Below are 16,575 nucleotides of genomic sequence, written 5' to 3'. Positions count from 1 at the left end.
GAAAAAAGTAAGTGTGAGAGGAAATAATTATGAAGAAGAAAAAGATTTATCTTGCTAGTTTTTTTATTGCAGTATTTTTATTTGTGTTAACAGGATGTAGTCAAAAGACTCAAAATGTTCCTGCTACAAGGGTTACTAGTTCCTTAAACAATACTGAAACAATTCCAACATTTTTCTTTCATGGCTGGGGATCAAGTGCGAATGCGGAAAGCCAGATGGCGAATGCTGCAAAAAAGGCCGGCGTAAGTAATACAATTATTCAAGCGGATGTAAGTAAAAATGGTACTGTTAAACTTAACGGTACGATCCTAAAAAATGCAAAAAATCCGATTATCAAAGTTAATCTAGAAGATAATCAGAGTGGAAAAACGTCATATGTAAAAAATGTAATAACTGCAATCTCTAATAAATATCATTATGCAAAGATTAATTTAGTTGGTCATTCAATGGGAAATTTACAGATTGCTAATTACATTAATGAAAACTATGACAATAAAAAATTACCTAAGATTAATAAAGTAGCTTCAATTGCGGGTCATTACGATGGCTATCTCGGTGAAGAAGCCGGCCAAAAGGCTAAGATTAAAAATAAGAAAACAGGTGAACCTGATATTTATAGTGATGGTTTTAGGCAATTATTGCCTTTACGGAAACACTATCCAAGGCAAATTGAGGTATTAAATATCTATGGCAATAAAGAAGATGGGTCAAATTCTGATGGATCAGTTTCTGTAACCTCAGCACAAAGTTACAAGTATTTAATTAATGGGCGTGCAAAATCATACCGTGAAGTAGAAATTAAGGGTAAGAATGCACAGCATAGCAAATTACATGAAAACAAAGAAGTTGATAAACTTTTAATTGATTTTTTATGGAAAGAATAATAAAAAGTTATTGACAATAGTCTCTGTGGATACTAATATAGTTAATCAGTATCTACAGAGACTATTTTTGTGAGGTGAAGTATGGAATTAACTGCTACCGAAAAGTTGAATTTTGCAATTATCCGAGGTGGAAAAGCTTATGCAGAGTGGGATAGACAACATGGTATGCCAAGTTATCTAACCATTATTTTGTATGAACTATTAATGCGCCAAAGATTAACGCAAAAAGATCTGGTCAACTTAAGTGACTTACCTAAGCAATCTATTAATAAAGGAATTCATCGCTTACTAGAAAAAGATTATCTAGAACTGACAATTGATCCAGAAGATAATCGGGTTAAGTATTGTCAGCTAACTGCTTCCGGAAAAGAATATGCTAAAAAGAAAATGACTCCTTTATTTGAAATTGAAAAGCAAATTGCACAAAAAATGGGCGCGCAAAAGATGGAACAGTTAGTAGCTCTAAATGAAGAGTGGAGTGATACCTTTTGGGAGCTTTTAAGAAAGAAGGGAGAATAATAGATGCAAATTTTGAAGCCACACTTCAAAAATTATCGTAAAGAAATAATTTTAGCGATTATTACAATTCTGATTTCTGCTTTTGCAACTTTATGGCAGCCAAGATTATTAGAAAATATCCAAAAAGCAATTTTAGCGGATAACCAGAGTGTTGTCTTAAGAGATGGAATTGGATTAGTTGTACTTGGTTTATTAGCAATTATTGCTGGTATTTTTAACGTATATTATGCTGCAAAAATTGCCCAGGGAATAACTTCAGATTTACGTGAAGAAACTTATGCTAAGATTCAAAGTTTTTCTTTTGGAAATATTGAAAAATTCTCTAGTGGGTCATTAGTTGTTCGTTTAATTAATGATATGAACCAAGTTATGAATATGATGATGATCTTATTCATGCAATTACTCAGAATGCCAATTATTTTAATTGGATCATTTGTATTGAGTATTATTACCATTCCTCAATATTGGTGGGCTCCTGTATTGATGCTAGCTTTAATGATGGGGGTTGGATACATTGTTATTCAAAATATGAATAAACTTTTTGCTAAATTCCAACACTACATGGATAAAATTTCTACTCATGTTAAAGAAAATTTACAGGGTGTACGTGTAGTAAAATCTTTTAATCAAGGAGAAAATGAGATTGAGAGATTTAACGAAACTTCTGATGATTTAAACGAATTAAATATTAAGATTGGTTACTGGATTTCTACTATTATGCCAGCTTTCATGTTAATTGCTTATTTAGTAATTGCATTAGTTGTCTTTTTAGTAGGACGCAGTGCTCATTTAACTCCAACTGATGTTGCAGTTGTATCACCATATGTTTCTTATATTTTAACTTTGCTCTTTGCAATTTTAATTGGTGGTTTTGTGATTATGAACTTCACTCGTGGGATGGTTTCTCTAAGAAGAATTAAAGAAGTACTTGATACTGAACCAGATGTTAAGTTTGATCCTAATGCACCAACTGCACCAGAAAAGGGAAGTATTGAATTTGACGATGTTTCTTTTACTTATCCCGGTGGAGATAAGCCAACTTTAAAAAATATCTCATTTAAGGTGAAGCCAGGTGAAATGGTTGGTATTGTTGGAGCAACAGGATCTGGTAAAAGTACGCTTGCACAACTTATTCCACGTCTCTATGATCCGACTAAAGGAACAATAAAAATTGGGGGAAAAGACTTAAAGACTATTGGTGAAAAATCACTTCGTAATACTGTTTCAATGGTTTTACAAAAAGCAATTTTATTCTCTGGAACAATTGCTTCTAACTTGCGCCAAGGAAAAGAAGATGCAACAGATTATGAATTAAAACGTGCCTCAGAAATTGCACAAGCACAAGAATTTGTCGGTCAATACCCAGATCAATTTGACCATGAAGTAGAAGAAAGATCAGCTAACTTCTCTGGCGGTCAAAAACAACGTCTATCAATTGCTCGTGGTGTTATTGGTCAACCACCGATTTTAATTTTAGATGACTCTACTTCAGCCTTAGATGCTAAGTCTGAAAAATTAGTTCAAGAAGCTTTAGAGCATGATTTAAAAGATACAACAACAGTAATTATTGCTGAAAAGATAGTATCAGTGATGAATGCAGATAAAATTTTAGTTTTAGATGATGGTAAATTGGTTGCTGAAGGAACTCATGAAGAATTACTGAAGACTTCACCAATTTATCAAGATATTTATCGCACACAGAAAGCTAAAGAAAAGAGAGGTGAAATTGATGAGTAATACTAAAAAAGCATTAAAATACTTTGCCAAGTATTTAAAGGATTATTGGAAAGGTGTTACAATTGTTATTGTCTTATCTTTGATTTCGACTTTGAGTCAAGTACTTGGTCCTCTTTTCCTAGGAAATGCTGTTCAAGAATTAACTAAGGCAGTTAACAAAGTAGCTAGCCGCACTCATGATTTAAGTAGCTTTTATCAGGCTTTAGGATCAATGGTCGGCGTATATGCAGCCGGAATTATTGCATCATTTATTGCATGGATGGTAATGTCAAAGTTCACTGCAAATGCTACTAATGATATGAGAGAAAACCTATTTGCTAAGTTTCAAAGAATGTTAATTCGTTACTTTGATACTCATCAAGATGGAAACCTATTATCTTTATTTAATTCAGACTTAGATAATATTTTTAATGCCTTGAATAATGCAATTTTTGAAATTATTTCTCAAGGCGCATTATTAATCGGAACTATCATTATGATGTTTATCGTAAACCCAACTATGGCCCTATTTACGGTAGCAACAACGCCATTTGTTTTGATTATTAGTTTAGTCATTATGAAGAAGGCAAGAATTTACTTAGATAAGCAACAAGATAAAATTAGTGATCTTAATGGTTATGTAAACGAACAGATCAATGGTGAAAAAGTTATTATTACTAATGGTTTGCAAGAAGAATCGGTTCAAAACTTTAAAAAGTACAATAACGATGTTCGTAACGCTATGTTCAAAGGTCAATTTTATTCTGGAATTCTCTTCCCCTTACTCCAAGGTATTTCTTTATTGAATTTAGCCATTGTAATTGGTGGAGGGGCATGGCTGATTGTTAGTGGCCAAGTCAGTCAAGCAATTGGATTGGGATTAATTGTTGCCTTTGTTGAATATTCACAAACTTATTTCCAACCACTAACACAACTCACTTCAATTTATTCAATGACACAACTTGCTTTAACTGGTGCTAGAAGATTGGCAACAGTTGAAGAACAAGATGAGGAGAATACGGTACCTGATGGAAAAGTTCTTAAAGGAATCAAAAAGGGCGTTAAATTAGAAAACGTTCATTTTGGCTATAACGCTGATAAAGAGATCTTGCATGGCGTTTCAATTGATGTCGATAAAGGCAAGTCAGTTGCTGTAGTTGGACCAACCGGTTCAGGAAAAACTACGATCATGAACCTAATTAATCGTTTCTATGATGTAAATAGTGGTAAAGTAACTTTTGATGGCGTTGATGTTCGTGATATTACACTTGAATCTTTAAGAAATAATGTTGGTATTGTTTTACAAGATTCTGTTCTGTTTACTGGAAGTGTTGAAGATAATATTAAATATGGTAAGCCAGATGCGAGTCGAGATGAAGTAATTGCGGCCGCAAAAGAAGCTAATATTCACGACTTCATTATGACCCTCCCCGACGGATATGATACTCAAGTTTCTGAAGAAAATTCTGTCTTTTCTACTGGTCAAAAGCAATTAATTTCAATTGCTCGAACAATCTTAACGGACCCAGAATTTTTGATTTTAGATGAGGCTACTTCTAATGTAGACACTGTTACTGAGGCCAAGATCCAAAAAGCTATGGATGCAGTTGTCGCAGGCAGAACCAGTTTTGTTATTGCTCACCGTTTGAAGACTATCTTAAATTCAGATAAAATAGTAGTGTTGAAAGATGGAAATGTCATTGAAGAAGGAAATCACGATGAATTAATTAAGAAGCGTGGTTTTTACTATGGCTTGTATACAAATCAAATGGCATTTGAATAATTTTGAATAATAAATTAGAGGGACGCTTTCCCTCTAATTTTGGTTAGGGGGAAAGTTTAAAAAGTGAAGAGAAAGCTACGATTCTTTTCTTTATTTATTGTCTTATTTAGCGTTTTTTTACTTTCGGCATGTCAAAAAAATACTCGTAACGTTTATCAAGAAGTGAAAAAAAGTAATGAAATTACTTGGGGCGTTAAGGCCGATACCCGTTTATTTGGTTTGATGAGCATTAAAACCGGGGAAATTGAAGGTTTTGAAGTTGATCTAGCAAATGCTTTAACTAAAGAAATACTAGGAAAAAATGCCAAGGCAAACTTTGTACAAACAACTGCAAAAACAAAAATTCCACTTTTAAAAAATGGAAATATTGATGCAGTTTTAGCGGCAATGACGATTACGCCAGAACGCAAAAAACAAATTGATTTTAGCGACCCATATTTTTATGCTGGACAATCACTTCTTGTAAAAGATGATTCAACAATCAAGAGTATTAAAGATATGAATGGTAAAACTGCATTAGCTGTAAAAGGTACAACAGCAGTTGCCAATGTTAAAAAATTTGCACCTAAGGCTAAAGTATTAGAATTTGATGATTATGGTCAAGCATTTACTGCGCTTAAAGCAGGTCAAGGTCAAGCAATGACGACTGATAATGGTTTGCTTGCCGGAATTGCAACAGAAAACAAGGGCTATAAACTTGTAGGGGGCACCTATACCAATGAGCCCTATGGAATCGCGGTCAACAAAGGACAGACGCAAATGAAAAATGCAATTAATCGTGCACTAGTAAAATTAAAAAAAGATGGGACGTATGATGCCTTGGTAAAGAAGTGGTTTAGCGGTATTCCAGGTTTTAATATTAAAGAGGCCGAAGGTGAAAAATAAAATTTTACTTGCCTTTTTTGAAAAAATATTATTAAATGTAATCAACATTTAAATTTAAAAAGCGATAAAAAGAAAAGTAGGTAATCTATTTCTTTTAGTGAGTTAACGGTAGTGGAAAAGTTATCAGACCCTGGATTATTGAAAGACACTTTTATAATGCTGCTGGCCGAAATCTTTTAAGAGAGTAAGTTTAGCCGTAAGCGGTACGTTATCTAGCCGCTGGAGCATGGTTGTGCTCTAGTCAAGTTGGTCTTTAATTAGACAATTTAGGTGGTACCGCGGAAAAAAGCCTTTCGTCCTGAGTAATTTAGGAGCGAGGGGCTTTTTTTCTTTGCTCCAATCAGGAAATAAAGGGGTATGCAACAAGTAATAACTACAGAAGTTAATTTTAAGAAGTTTTAGAGTAGAATGGAAAAGTGAGTAAAAAAGAGAGGGGAAGCACAATGGCTGCAATTATTGATTTTAAGCATGTAAATAAATACTATGGTAAGTTCCATGCTTTAAAGGATATTAATTTGAGTATTGAAGAGGGTCAAGTTGTTTCAATTATCGGCCCGTCTGGTTCTGGTAAGAGTACTTTGATTCGTACAATGAATGGATTAGAGCGAATTAATTCTGGTACTTTGATGGTTACTGGCTATGATTTGGCAGATAAGCATACGGATTTAAATAAAATTCGTAAGAATGTGGGAATGGTTTTCCAACATTTTAACTTATACGACAACCACACTGTGCTTGAAAATATAACTTTAGCTCCGAAGATTGTTTTGCATAGACCGGATAAGGAAAATAATGATATTGCCATGGATCTTCTAAAAAAAGTTGGTCTTGAAGAAAAGGCAAATATGTATCCAAGACAATTGTCTGGTGGACAAAAGCAACGTGTTGCAATTGCTCGTTCATTAGCTATGAGACCAAAGGCAATTTTGTTTGATGAACCAACTAGTGCTCTTGATCCAGAAATGATTCAAGATGTGTTAGATGTTATGAAATACGTAGCAGATCAAGGAATTACAATGGTTGTTGTAACTCACGAAATGGGATTTGCTCGTGAAGTTGGGGACAGATTAATTTTCTTTGATCAAGGTAGAATTTTAGAGGATGAAAAACCAGAAGAATTCTTTGAACATCCTAAGACTGAACGTGCACGTCAATTTTTAAGTAAGGTTATTACTGAAAAGCTAGGTGGCTAAAATGAAAAAATCAACTAAGATTTTTATTTTGCCTCTGGTACTAGCTTTATTAGTTACTTTGGCCGGCTGTGCCAAGAAGCAGAAATCAAGTAATGTTTATGATCAGGTTAAAGAAAGTAAGACAATTACTTGGGGAGTTAAGGCTGATACTCGCTTATTTGGTTTAATGAGTATTAAAACTGGAAAGATTGAAGGTTTTGAAGTTGATTTAGCAAAGGCCTTAACTAAACAAATGTTGGGTAAAGACGCAAAAGCTGAATTTGTACAAACTACTCCCAAAACAAGAATACCGCTACTAAAAAATGGAAATATTGATGCAATTTTAGCTACAATGACCATTACACCTGATCGAAAAAAACAAGTAACTTTTAGTGAACCATATTTTACTGCTGGCCAATCACTGCTTGTAAAAGATGATTCCTCAATCAAAAATGTTAGAGACTTGAACGGTAAGACTGCTCTAGCTGTTAAAGGAACAACAGCAGTTGATAATGTTAAGAAGTTTGCACCTAAAGCAAAAGTTTTGGAATATGATGATTATGGTCAAGCATTTACTGCATTAAAAGCTGGTCAAGGACAAGCTATGACTACCGATAATGGTTTACTTGCCGGAATTGCTAGTGAGAATAAAGGTTATAAATTAGTAGGGGGAACTTACACAAGTGAACCTTACGGTATTGCGGTAGAAAAAGGTCAAACTGATTTTGCTGATCATATTAATAAGGCATTAAATGAATTAAAGAAAAATGGAACGTATCATCGTTTATTAGTTAAATGGTTTGACGGTATTCCAGGATTTAATATTAAGGAGGTTGAAAATTCGTGATAGGAATTTTAACAAATCATTGGTCTGAATTCTTATCAGGCTTTTGGAACACAATTTTATGTAGTGTAATTGCTCTATTCTTTAGTTTAATCCTTGGGGTAGGTTTTGCTTTGCTAGAAGTTGCACCAAATAAGTTTGGTAGAGCAGTAGCACATGTCTACATTGAAATTTTCCGTAACATTCCTTTGTTAGTTATTACAATGATTTTTTATCTGGTTGTACCACAAATTTGGTTCAAGGTATCAGGTTTTGCAGCAGGTACAATTGGATTAACATTATATACTTCAGCATTTATTGCAGAAACAGTTAGAGCGGGAATTAACTCAGTTGGTGATGGCCAAATGGAAGGTGCCCGCTCAAATGGGATGACTTATACGCAAGCTATGCGGTATGTTATCTTGCCACAAGCTTTAAAGATTGTCATTCCTCCATTAGGGAACCAGTTCATTAACTTAATTAAGAACTCATCCGTTTTAGCCTTTGTAGCAGGTTTTGATTTGATGTATCAAGCAGACGTAATTGCATTCTCATCATTTGAAACGATCAATACTTATGTTGTTGTAGGGTTATTTTACTTAGTCCTAACACTACCATTAAGTTACTACATGCGTCACTTAGAAAAGAAATTAGCCTAGAAAGGAGAAAAAGATGGAAAACTTTATTCATGCATATTCTTGGATTAACATTCGCTTTCTCTTACAAGGTTTGTGGGTGACCATATATGTATCTTTGATCTCAATTGCTTTAAGCTTTGTATTAGGACTAGTATTGGGTTTTATCCGTTACGTAAAAATTAAATATCTTTCAGCAATTGTGGGATTTGTAATTGATATTATTAGAAACCTGCCCCTATTGTTAATTATCTTCTTTACGTATTTTGGATTACCAGAATTAGGGATTATTACCAATCCAACGGTTGCGTCTATTATTGCCTTGGTAGTATTTGAAGGGGCAATGCTAGCTGAAATTGTGAGAAGTGGGATCGCTGCTGTTGATCCGGGCCAAATGGAAGGTGCTCGATCAAATGGGATGACATATATGCAGGCAATGTATCATGTAATTATTCCGCAAGCCCTCAATAAGATGATTCCATCCCTTTTATCACAATTTGTTTCATTAGTTAAGGATACGTCTTTAGCAACAATTATTGTTTTACCGGAATTATTATTCCATGCACAAATTATTTATAGTCAAAATACTACTTACTTAATTCCAATGTATGTAATTATTGCGATTATGTACTTCATTGTTTGTTTCTCACTTTCAATGGTTGCTAAGCATTTACAAAGTAAATATTAAAAATAAACCACATGAAAAAATTCATGTGGTTTTTATTATGCCTTTTAGTAGAGCTAATTAACTGTATATCCAAATTAGTAAAAAAATGAACTAGTTTGGTACTTTTCGTATTTTTATTTTTAAGAAAGGAATAAAATACAGGTATAAATATATAAGAATAAATAAAATGTTAGGAAATTAATTATGAAAAATTGGGGTTTAACAGCCATGTACATTGTAGTAATGTTACTGGGCTTCTTTGAATTGTATCGTACTTTCAGATTTTATAAGTGGGATAAAAAGGCAAAACAGCTTGCTACTGCACCTTATGTAATATACTTTGGAACCTTTATTAGTGCAGTATTGATTATCGTACCAGTCATGTTCCTGTTAGGCGATACGAATCCGTATATTCCACACTTTTTATATATTATTCTAGGAATTATTTTAATTATTGTCTCGCTTTTAATGTACTGGCGTGGACATCAAATGGCTAAAATGTTAAGTAAGGATGATAGTAATCTCGCTGTTTGGCAAATTTATTTAATTAGTACGGTAATTCTATTTAGTGGATTTGTAAATTTCTTTAAGTAAATTATTTGATAAAAATAGCCACTACACATGAAAAGCGATGGGTAGTGGCTATTTATTTACTATATTTTAATTGCTAAAGCTTCATATGGCTTTAACTCAAGTGTTGAAGGAAGAGAAGCAATCTTTTCATCATAATTTTGAATTAAAATTTCACCGTCACGATTTATATATTCCGTAGGAACTTCAACTTTTGTTTTTTTACTATAGAAGTTAGCAAAGACTAATAATTTTCCGTCAGAGTTATCTAAGTAGCGTTCATATGCCATAACCTGGGGATGATCCATCAAAAGTGGCTTAATATGACCAGCTGAAATTAATTCTTCACTTTTTCTAAGTTTAATTAATTTTTGGTAGAAATTAAAAATTTCTCCTTCACGTAATTCCTTTTCAACATTCACCTTGTCTTGGTCAGTTGGCATCAGCCAAGGCTTACTTTCACTAAAACCAGCATATTTAGAATTATCCCAATGCATTGGGACCCTTGAATTATCACGAGCTTTTGATTGAACGATTTCAAAAGCTTCTTTTTCATGCATTCCTTTAGCAATGAGGGCATCATATGCATTTAGTGCTTCAATATCAACATAATCTTTCATCGAGGTATAGTGTGGATCCATCATACCGATTTCTTCACCCATGTAGATATAAGGTGTTCCGCGCAGTAGGTGAAGAGCGAGAGCTAACATTTCAGCGGATTTGTCATGATATTTACCGGTATCGCCAAACCGATTTAAAGCCCAAGGTTGATCATGATTGTTCCAAAATAGAGCTTGCCAACCGCCACCTTGGTCAATTTTGCTGTTCCAAGTAAGCATAATGTCTTTTAATTTTTTGAAATCAAAAGGCATCTTTGACCACTTTTCTCCATTTTTGTAGTCAACTTTGAGATGGTGGAAAGTGAAGACCATTGAGAGTTCATGATCTTCTGGACGAGTATAAGCAATTGAATTTTCAATTGTGGTAGAGGACATTTCTCCAACGGTAACAGATTCTGGATCTTGACCAAAGGATTTAGCGTTTAATTCTTTTAGATATTGTTGTACTACTGGAGTATCAGTATAGAGTGATTTTTCTTGGACTGGGTCAGTTGAATCAACTAGGACAGTATCTTTTCCTGTTACATTAATTACGTCAAAGCGGAAACCGTGAACACCCTTACCACGCCAAAAGTTTACTACATCAATTAAAGCAGCACGAACTTCTGGATTATGCCAGTCAAGATCTGCTTGAGTTGGATCATAAAGATGGAGGTAGTAATAATCTGTGTCACCAAATTTTGACCAGGCAGGGCCACCAAATTTAGATTGCCAATTGTTAGGCAACTTTCCATCTTTACCTTTTCTGAGATAGAAAAATTTTTGATATTTTTTATCACCAGCAAGAGCCTTTTTGAACCATTCATGTTCAGTGGAACAGTGGTTTAAGACCATATCAAGCATAACATTAACATTTATATCTTTTAATTTGGTTACTAATTCTTCAAAATCTGCCATAGTTCCAAAGCGAGGATCAATTTTTTTATAATCAGCGATATCATACCCGTTATCATTTTGCGGGGAAACAAAAAACGGATTAAACCAAATAAAGTCTACGTTTAGTTTCTTAATATAATCAATTTTTTGGATAATTCCACGTAAATCGCCGATTCCATCATTATTTGAGTCATAAAAAGATTTTGGATAAATTTGGTAGATTACTTTATTGCCTAAATTATTCATTGATATAGTACCTTTCTAAAGCTTAATCTTTTTTCTACGAGCAAAATCAACAAATTTGAATTTATCAGGTCTGTGATAAGACAAAGTTAATTCGAATTTAGTTGTATCAGCTAAGTAATTACGGCTTGCAACTAAAACTGCAAGATCGTTGTCGAGTTGAAGTAAATCTTGAATTCTTTTATCAACTTCGCAGACAGAAATTTCTTTTGTTGCGTATGAAATATCTAATTTTTGTTTATTTTCTAAATAGTCATAGATAGAAGTCTCAGCAGCTTCCTGTGGAAGAGAATCAACAGGAGGAGATAGTAGATAATCGCAATCTAAGACATCCGCTTGCCTATCAATTAACCGTAATCGTTCAAGATGAAAACCTTTGCTGTTTTCTTCTTCAGGAAAATACTTGATAAATTGAACTGGCAACTTATCTTCTTTTTGTAAAAGTAATACTTTTGTCTCAGCTTTTAATCCCAATTGATTATTCAATTCCGCAAAACTAGTAATTCCGGAAATTGGAAAAGTATAACGATCTAAATTCAATACAATTGAACCTTTTCCTCGAATTTTTTGGATCAGTCCTAGGTCAGTTAAGCTATTAAGAGCTTTTCGAATTGTCTCACGAGAAGCGCCATATAAATCCATTAATTGATGTTCACTTGGGAGATAGTCGCCAGGCTTATATTGTTGATGTTTAATTTTATCAACTAAGTCTTGAGCGATTACTCCAACTTTAGATTGAGCCATAAAAAATCCTCCTTCGTCTTTAATTATATACACTTGATTAGACAAGTAAAGAAAAATATTTTTATTTATAAAATATTGATTTAATAGAAAAGTAAGCTTTTTCATAAAAATATATTGACAACTTGTACAGACAAGTATAATATTAAAATCAAGATAAATGAAAGCGGATACTTTCAAAGAGGAGAATGAAATTATGGTACAAGATACTACTAATTTATTAGCTCCAGCAACTGGAGCGGTTATTGCTTTGGCTAAAACTTCCGATCCAATCTTTTCTCAGGGAACAATGGGGGATGGGTTTGGATTAACTCCAACCATTGGAAAGGTTGTAGCACCTGTTTCAGGAAAAATCAGTATGGTTGCTGACACTAAACATGCTGTTGGTATCGTAACTGAAGAAGGACTAGAAGTGTTAGTTCATATGGGTGTAGACACCGTTGGCTTAAAGGGAGCTCCATTTACCATTAAGATTGAAAATGGTCAGGAAGTTAAGGCTGGCCAAGAAATTGCTGAAATGAACTTAGATGAAATTAAAGCCAAAGGATTAGATACAACAATTATGGTTTTAATTACTAATTCAGCAGATAAGCTTTCAGGACTAGATGTAACTGAGGGTGAAGCAAAAGCTGGTGAAGTAGTAGCAACTGCATACTTGAAAGAAGAAGAAGCTGAGGATACTTCAAGTAAAAAGCTATCTTATCCAGAGTTAGCTGCCTTTATTATTAAAAATGTCGGTGGTAAGGATAATGTTAATAATGTGATTCACTGTATTACACGTTTGCGTTTTTACTTAAAGGATGAAAGTAAAGCAAATGATGAAGCTTTGAAGAATCAGCGTGGAATTTTGGATGTAATGCATGCTTCCGGCCAATATCAAGTCGTGATCGGTAATGAAGTTACTAATGTTTTTGACGAAGTAGTTAAACAATTAGGACCTTTAGATAGTGAAGCAACGCCGGCTCCAGAAGATGATGGCAAGAATCCAGTTTCAAGAGCTTTCGGTAATTTAATCGGTTTTATTACTGGTTCAATGAGTCCAATTATTGGAGTAATTGCTGCAGCTGGTATTATTAAGGGTATATTAGCCCTCCTAACTCTTCCTCAATTAGGGAGTTTGCTTAGTGTAAAGAGTACAGCTTATATTACAACTAGTGCAATCGCTGATTCCGCATTCTTCTTCTTACCAATTTTAGTAGGATATTGTGCAGCTAAAAGATTGAACTCTGATCCGATTATTGCTGCAGTTATTGGTGGAGTGCTCGTTTATCCGCAATTAGTTGATTGGGGTAAAGCTTTTAAGACCATGTTTGAAATTGGCGGAATTAAGTTTGAGTTCTTGAACTATACGTACTCAATTTTCCCAATGATTTTAGCTGCATGGCTTGCTAAAAAATGTGAAGATTGGCTTAAAAAGTGGCTACCATCATACTTACAAATGATTTTTATTCCATTAATTACTGTTCTAGTTGTATCAGCTTTAACTTTGATGGTAACTGGTCCAATTATTCAAGGTGTTGCCAACGGTATTGCTGTCTTCATTAATTGGTTAGTTCATGCATCTGGCTGGGTTGGTGGATTCATTATTGGTGGGTTCTACCAAGTATTGGTTATCTTTGGCCTTCACTGGGGTGTTGTGCCACTTGTTGCTCAACAAATTGCCGGAACTGGTGAAAGTGCATTAAACGCAATTATTTGTTCATCAATGATTGCCCAAGGTGCTGCCGTATTAGCTGTTGCTATTAAGTCTAAGAAAGAAGACTTAAAGGAATTAGGTTTTGCTTCAACAATTTCTGCAATGTGTGGTGTAACAGAACCAGCCGTTTATGGTATTAGTTTAAGATATAAGAAAGTATTTATTTCTGGATGTATCGGTTCTGCCTTTGGTGGATTAGTTACTGGCTTAATGCATGGAACAATGTATGGCTTTACTGGTGGGTTGATTGGATTCTCATCATTCTTCAATCCAAAACATCCAACTGATTTATCTAGTTTCTACACCTTTTTAATTGCTAGTGCTGTAACTATTGTAGTTTCGTTTATTGTAACTTGGGTATGGGGCTACAATGACAAGATGGTACAAGGTACTAAGGTCGCAAAGAAGAAGAGACCAGGTAGTAAGTAATATAATAGAAAAAAATTATGGCCATTATTTGATCTTAGAAGGGGTAATTAGTAGATTTGATAACCAAATTAAGTGGCTAAAAACGATAAAACAGCGTTGATAATTCAGCGCTGTTTTTTTGAATTCAATAGTTGAAAATATTAAATCTTATTAATATAATTAATAATAATTTAATTGTGTCGTAGATTGGGGGAAAGGCTATGATCTTTGAAAAGCTTTTTTCTAAAGAAAATAAAAAAGATGAGATTGTTAGGGTAAAAATAAGTGACGAAGAATTCAACGAATTGAAAATAAAATTAAGTAGCGGGGATGTAACAGTTGAACAAGGAGAACGTTTTGCAGTTAACTTTATGGGTAAAGAGCACTACTTACCTATTGTTCAATTGGAAAATGGAAAGTTACAGCTTAAGCAGAGAATTAATTTAATTGATAATGGTGAAGCGCATCTTAAAGTTGTTGTACCAGCAGAAGTAACTTTAGATAGGCTTGATGTTCAAACTAATAGTGGTGATATTGAAATCGTTGATACCAAAGTGGAAAAAGCATATCTTAAATCGACTGAGGGAAGAGTTAGGGTAAGACGTGTTGCAATTGCTGAAGCCCTTCTAGAATCGACAGATGGTAATGTAACCGTGAGAAACAGCGATTTAGCTGATGGGAAGCTGGCTACATATGACGGAGAAATTAAAGTATCTGGATCTACCCTATCTCAAATTTCATTGAATGTTACCGATGGAGACATGAATTTAACTGACGTAACTATTGATGGTGGAAGTGCAAACTTAAAGGCTGGTAATTTCACCTTAGATCATGCTGTCTTTAAGAGCGATTACGATATTAATAATATTGAAGGAAATAATACTGTCTGGAGTGCAAATTTAAAGTATGCCCGTGTCAGGACAGCTAATGGACTAAATAATATTTCATTTGATCCGCAACCATCTGGAGTGATCTTAACAATGACAACAGTAGATGGAGATAATGTGGTGGAATAGGAGAAGAATGGTGAAAAGAGAGAAATCTAAGCAGAAAAATTTAGGAATTTATAGTAGCTTGAAATCAGTTATTATTAATACAGTCTCATTCTTTGTAATGAGTTCTATAGTAGTGGGAATTTCTAATTGGAGTGAAGCTCAAAGCTTAATACTGAAAACGTCAGAATATCTTGGATTAATAGGTGGAAGTCTGATTGGTGGAATTATAATGAGTTTCTTTTTTGGTGAAAAATAACCCCGTGGAAAACCACGAGGTTATTTTTATTTGACTGTACTTAAAACTGAACGAATCTTAGTAGTAAGCATATCGATAGCAACATCATTTTCTCCACCTTCTGGAACAATGATATCAGCATAACGCTTAGTTGGTTCAATGAATTGATTATACATGGGCTTAACCGTTGCTAAGTATTGATTAATTACTGATTCTACAGAACGTCCACGTTCTTGTGTATCACGCTCTAATCTTCTGATAAAACGAATATCATCATCAGTATCTACAAAGACTTTAATACTCATTAAATCACGTAAATTTTCTTCGCCTAAAACTAGGATACCCTCTAAGATAATAATATCGGCTGGTTCAGTGTGAATTGTCTTTTCACTTCTTGTATGAGCGGTAAAGTCATAAACTGGCATTTCAACTGCCTTATAGTCCATTAATTGACGTAATTGTTCAACAAGAAGTGGCATGTCAAAGGCATCAGGATGGTCGTAGTTGATTTTTTTACGGTCTGCCATTGATAAGTTGTCGTTGTTCTTGTAGTAAGAATCTTGCGTCATAATTAAGATATGGTCGTCTTGTTGTAATTGGTCATAAATTTCATGGGCGATGGTTGTTTTACCACTACCAGAACCACCAGCAATTCCAATGATAATAGGGCGTTTACTTTGCACAATAAAATCTCCTTTTTTAAACTATTACAATAATACCTTAAAATTATGCCCTATGATAGCTTTCTGAGCAATAATCTTGACAAATATGTTTTTTATAGTGATATATTTTGGAACTAGTTAAAAATAAATACCTTGTTCACTATTAATATTTATAAAATTAATTCTCTTTCAAAAAAATATATATTTACTAGTAGTACGTTATAGAAAAAGAATACTAAATCAGTAATCAAATTGACCAATTTGGTATTTTTTGATTTTTTAGATAGTAAAAGATGGTAATATTTAAGACATAAAAATGTTATTAATTGTTTTAGAGGAGAGAATAACAATGAAAGAAATTAAAAAAGAAAATATTGTTAAGAAAGTTACTTTAACTGAAGAAGAAATGGTTGAAGTTGTTGGTGGTACTAGAGTAAATGGTTTT

General features: G+C 33.8%; 17 protein-coding genes. 14 read left to right on the top strand and 3 right to left on the bottom strand.

All coding sequences use genetic code 11. The annotated features are described in order from the left end of the window. Positions 1–29 precede the first annotated feature (29 nt). The 10 genes from Q9R40_RS07520 (at position 30) to Q9R40_RS07475 (ending at position 9,678) form a co-directional block, all read left to right on the top strand. Entirely contained in the window at positions 30–884 is an 855-nt protein-coding gene (locus tag Q9R40_RS07520) for an alpha/beta hydrolase (RefSeq protein ID WP_304677100.1), read from the top strand. Between the two features lie 81 nt (positions 885–965). Then, positions 966–1,403, top strand: a complete 438-nt coding sequence (locus Q9R40_RS07515; RefSeq protein WP_297938013.1) for a MarR family winged helix-turn-helix transcriptional regulator — start codon at positions 966–968, stop codon at positions 1,401–1,403. A 3-nt stretch (positions 1,404–1,406) separates the two neighbouring features. Then, entirely contained in the window at positions 1,407–3,140 is a 1,734-nt protein-coding gene (locus Q9R40_RS07510; protein WP_304677099.1) for an ABC transporter ATP-binding protein, read from the top strand. Next, positions 3,133–4,902, top strand: coding sequence for an ABC transporter ATP-binding protein (locus Q9R40_RS07505; protein WP_304677098.1), 1,770 nt, complete (start codon positions 3,133–3,135; stop codon positions 4,900–4,902). Before Q9R40_RS07510 ends, Q9R40_RS07505 begins: the two co-directional genes overlap by 8 nt. Before the next feature lie 63 nt (positions 4,903–4,965). Beyond that, on the top strand, positions 4,966–5,787 hold the full coding sequence (locus Q9R40_RS07500; protein WP_304677097.1) for a transporter substrate-binding domain-containing protein: 822 nt from the start codon (positions 4,966–4,968) through the stop codon (positions 5,785–5,787). Positions 5,788–6,230: 443 nt separating this feature from the next. Further along, a complete protein-coding gene (locus tag Q9R40_RS07495) occupies positions 6,231–6,980 on the top strand; it encodes an amino acid ABC transporter ATP-binding protein (RefSeq protein WP_023599372.1) in 750 nt (249 codons plus the stop codon). Between the two features lies 1 nt (position 6,981). Then, positions 6,982–7,806 carry a transporter substrate-binding domain-containing protein gene (locus Q9R40_RS07490; protein WP_270516149.1) on the top strand — a complete coding sequence of 275 codons (825 nt, stop codon included), beginning with the start codon at positions 6,982–6,984 and terminating at the stop codon, positions 7,804–7,806. Further along, a complete protein-coding gene (locus Q9R40_RS07485) occupies positions 7,803–8,441 on the top strand; it encodes an amino acid ABC transporter permease (protein ID WP_004896905.1) in 639 nt (212 codons plus the stop codon). Before Q9R40_RS07490 ends, Q9R40_RS07485 begins: the two co-directional genes overlap by 4 nt. A gap of 13 nt (positions 8,442–8,454) precedes the next feature. Beyond that, complete coding sequence (locus Q9R40_RS07480) at positions 8,455–9,105, top strand: amino acid ABC transporter permease (RefSeq protein ID WP_011161699.1); 651 nt, start codon at positions 8,455–8,457, stop codon at positions 9,103–9,105. Between the two features lie 183 nt (positions 9,106–9,288). Next, positions 9,289–9,678, top strand: coding sequence for a hypothetical protein (locus Q9R40_RS07475; protein ID WP_304677094.1), 390 nt, complete (start codon positions 9,289–9,291; stop codon positions 9,676–9,678). 59 nt (positions 9,679–9,737) lie between these two features. Here the strand turns inward: Q9R40_RS07475 and treC are convergent, their stop codons facing one another. Together treC and treR are read right to left on the bottom strand one after the other, a co-directional pair. Next, positions 9,738–11,396, bottom strand: a complete 1,659-nt coding sequence (gene treC / locus Q9R40_RS07470) for an alpha,alpha-phosphotrehalase (RefSeq protein ID WP_304677093.1) — start codon at positions 11,394–11,396, stop codon at positions 9,738–9,740. A gap of 15 nt (positions 11,397–11,411) precedes the next feature. Continuing rightward, complete coding sequence (gene treR, locus Q9R40_RS07465) at positions 11,412–12,137, bottom strand: trehalose operon repressor (RefSeq protein ID WP_304677091.1); 726 nt, start codon at positions 12,135–12,137, stop codon at positions 11,412–11,414. A gap of 193 nt (positions 12,138–12,330) precedes the next feature. Here treR and Q9R40_RS07460 point away from each other — a divergent pair, with 193 nt between their 5' ends. The 4 genes from Q9R40_RS07460 to Q9R40_RS07450 all read left to right on the top strand — a co-directional run bounded on the left by Q9R40_RS07460 (position 12,331) and on the right by Q9R40_RS07450 (position 15,489). Continuing rightward, positions 12,331–14,259, top strand: coding sequence for a PTS glucose transporter subunit IIABC (locus Q9R40_RS07460; protein WP_270516143.1), 1,929 nt, complete (start codon positions 12,331–12,333; stop codon positions 14,257–14,259). Next, positions 14,201–14,359, top strand: a complete 159-nt coding sequence (locus Q9R40_RS09540; RefSeq protein WP_333510277.1) for a hypothetical protein — start codon at positions 14,201–14,203, stop codon at positions 14,357–14,359. Before Q9R40_RS07460 ends, Q9R40_RS09540 begins: the two co-directional genes overlap by 59 nt. Positions 14,360–14,459: 100 nt before the next feature. Next, a complete protein-coding gene (locus Q9R40_RS07455) occupies positions 14,460–15,254 on the top strand; it encodes a DUF4097 family beta strand repeat-containing protein (RefSeq protein WP_304677089.1) in 795 nt (264 codons plus the stop codon). A gap of 7 nt (positions 15,255–15,261) precedes the next feature. Further along, positions 15,262–15,489 (top strand): hypothetical protein, encoded by a 228-nt coding sequence (locus Q9R40_RS07450; protein WP_011161705.1) that lies wholly within the window; start codon positions 15,262–15,264, stop codon positions 15,487–15,489. Between the two features lie 26 nt (positions 15,490–15,515). Here the strand turns inward: Q9R40_RS07450 and udk are convergent, their stop codons facing one another. Further along, the gene (gene udk / locus Q9R40_RS07445; RefSeq protein WP_004895448.1) at positions 15,516–16,151 is read right to left on the bottom strand and encodes a uridine kinase; all 636 of its coding nucleotides are present in this window, start codon (positions 16,149–16,151) and stop codon (positions 15,516–15,518) included. Positions 16,152–16,575: the final 424 nt, after the last annotated feature.

Source organism: uncultured Lactobacillus sp., from assembly GCF_948948975.1.
Classification (GTDB): Bacteria; Bacillota; Bacilli; order Lactobacillales; family Lactobacillaceae; genus Lactobacillus.
This window is presented reverse-complemented; position numbering and strand designations above follow the sequence as displayed.

Coding starts and splice junctions, on each gene's coding strand:
- treR (WP_304677091.1), bottom strand. CDS start 12,137: ATGGCTCAATCTAAAGTTGGAGTAATCGCTCAAGACTTAGTTGATAAA.
- Q9R40_RS07475 (WP_304677094.1), top strand. CDS start 9,289: ATGAAAAATTGGGGTTTAACAGCCATGTACATTGTAGTAATGTTACTG.
- Q9R40_RS07520 (WP_304677100.1), top strand. CDS start 30: ATGAAGAAGAAAAAGATTTATCTTGCTAGTTTTTTTATTGCAGTATTT.
- Q9R40_RS07505 (WP_304677098.1), top strand. CDS start 3,133: ATGAGTAATACTAAAAAAGCATTAAAATACTTTGCCAAGTATTTAAAG.
- treC (WP_304677093.1), bottom strand. CDS start 11,396: ATGAATAATTTAGGCAATAAAGTAATCTACCAAATTTATCCAAAATCT.
- Q9R40_RS07455 (WP_304677089.1), top strand. CDS start 14,460: ATGATCTTTGAAAAGCTTTTTTCTAAAGAAAATAAAAAAGATGAGATT.
- Q9R40_RS09540 (WP_333510277.1), top strand. CDS start 14,201: ATGACAAGATGGTACAAGGTACTAAGGTCGCAAAGAAGAAGAGACCAG.
- Q9R40_RS07460 (WP_270516143.1), top strand. CDS start 12,331: ATGGTACAAGATACTACTAATTTATTAGCTCCAGCAACTGGAGCGGTT.
- Q9R40_RS07480 (WP_011161699.1), top strand. CDS start 8,455: ATGGAAAACTTTATTCATGCATATTCTTGGATTAACATTCGCTTTCTC.
- Q9R40_RS07510 (WP_304677099.1), top strand. CDS start 1,407: ATGCAAATTTTGAAGCCACACTTCAAAAATTATCGTAAAGAAATAATT.
- Q9R40_RS07515 (WP_297938013.1), top strand. CDS start 966: ATGGAATTAACTGCTACCGAAAAGTTGAATTTTGCAATTATCCGAGGT.
- Q9R40_RS07490 (WP_270516149.1), top strand. CDS start 6,982: ATGAAAAAATCAACTAAGATTTTTATTTTGCCTCTGGTACTAGCTTTA.
- Q9R40_RS07495 (WP_023599372.1), top strand. CDS start 6,231: ATGGCTGCAATTATTGATTTTAAGCATGTAAATAAATACTATGGTAAG.
- Q9R40_RS07450 (WP_011161705.1), top strand. CDS start 15,262: ATGGTGAAAAGAGAGAAATCTAAGCAGAAAAATTTAGGAATTTATAGT.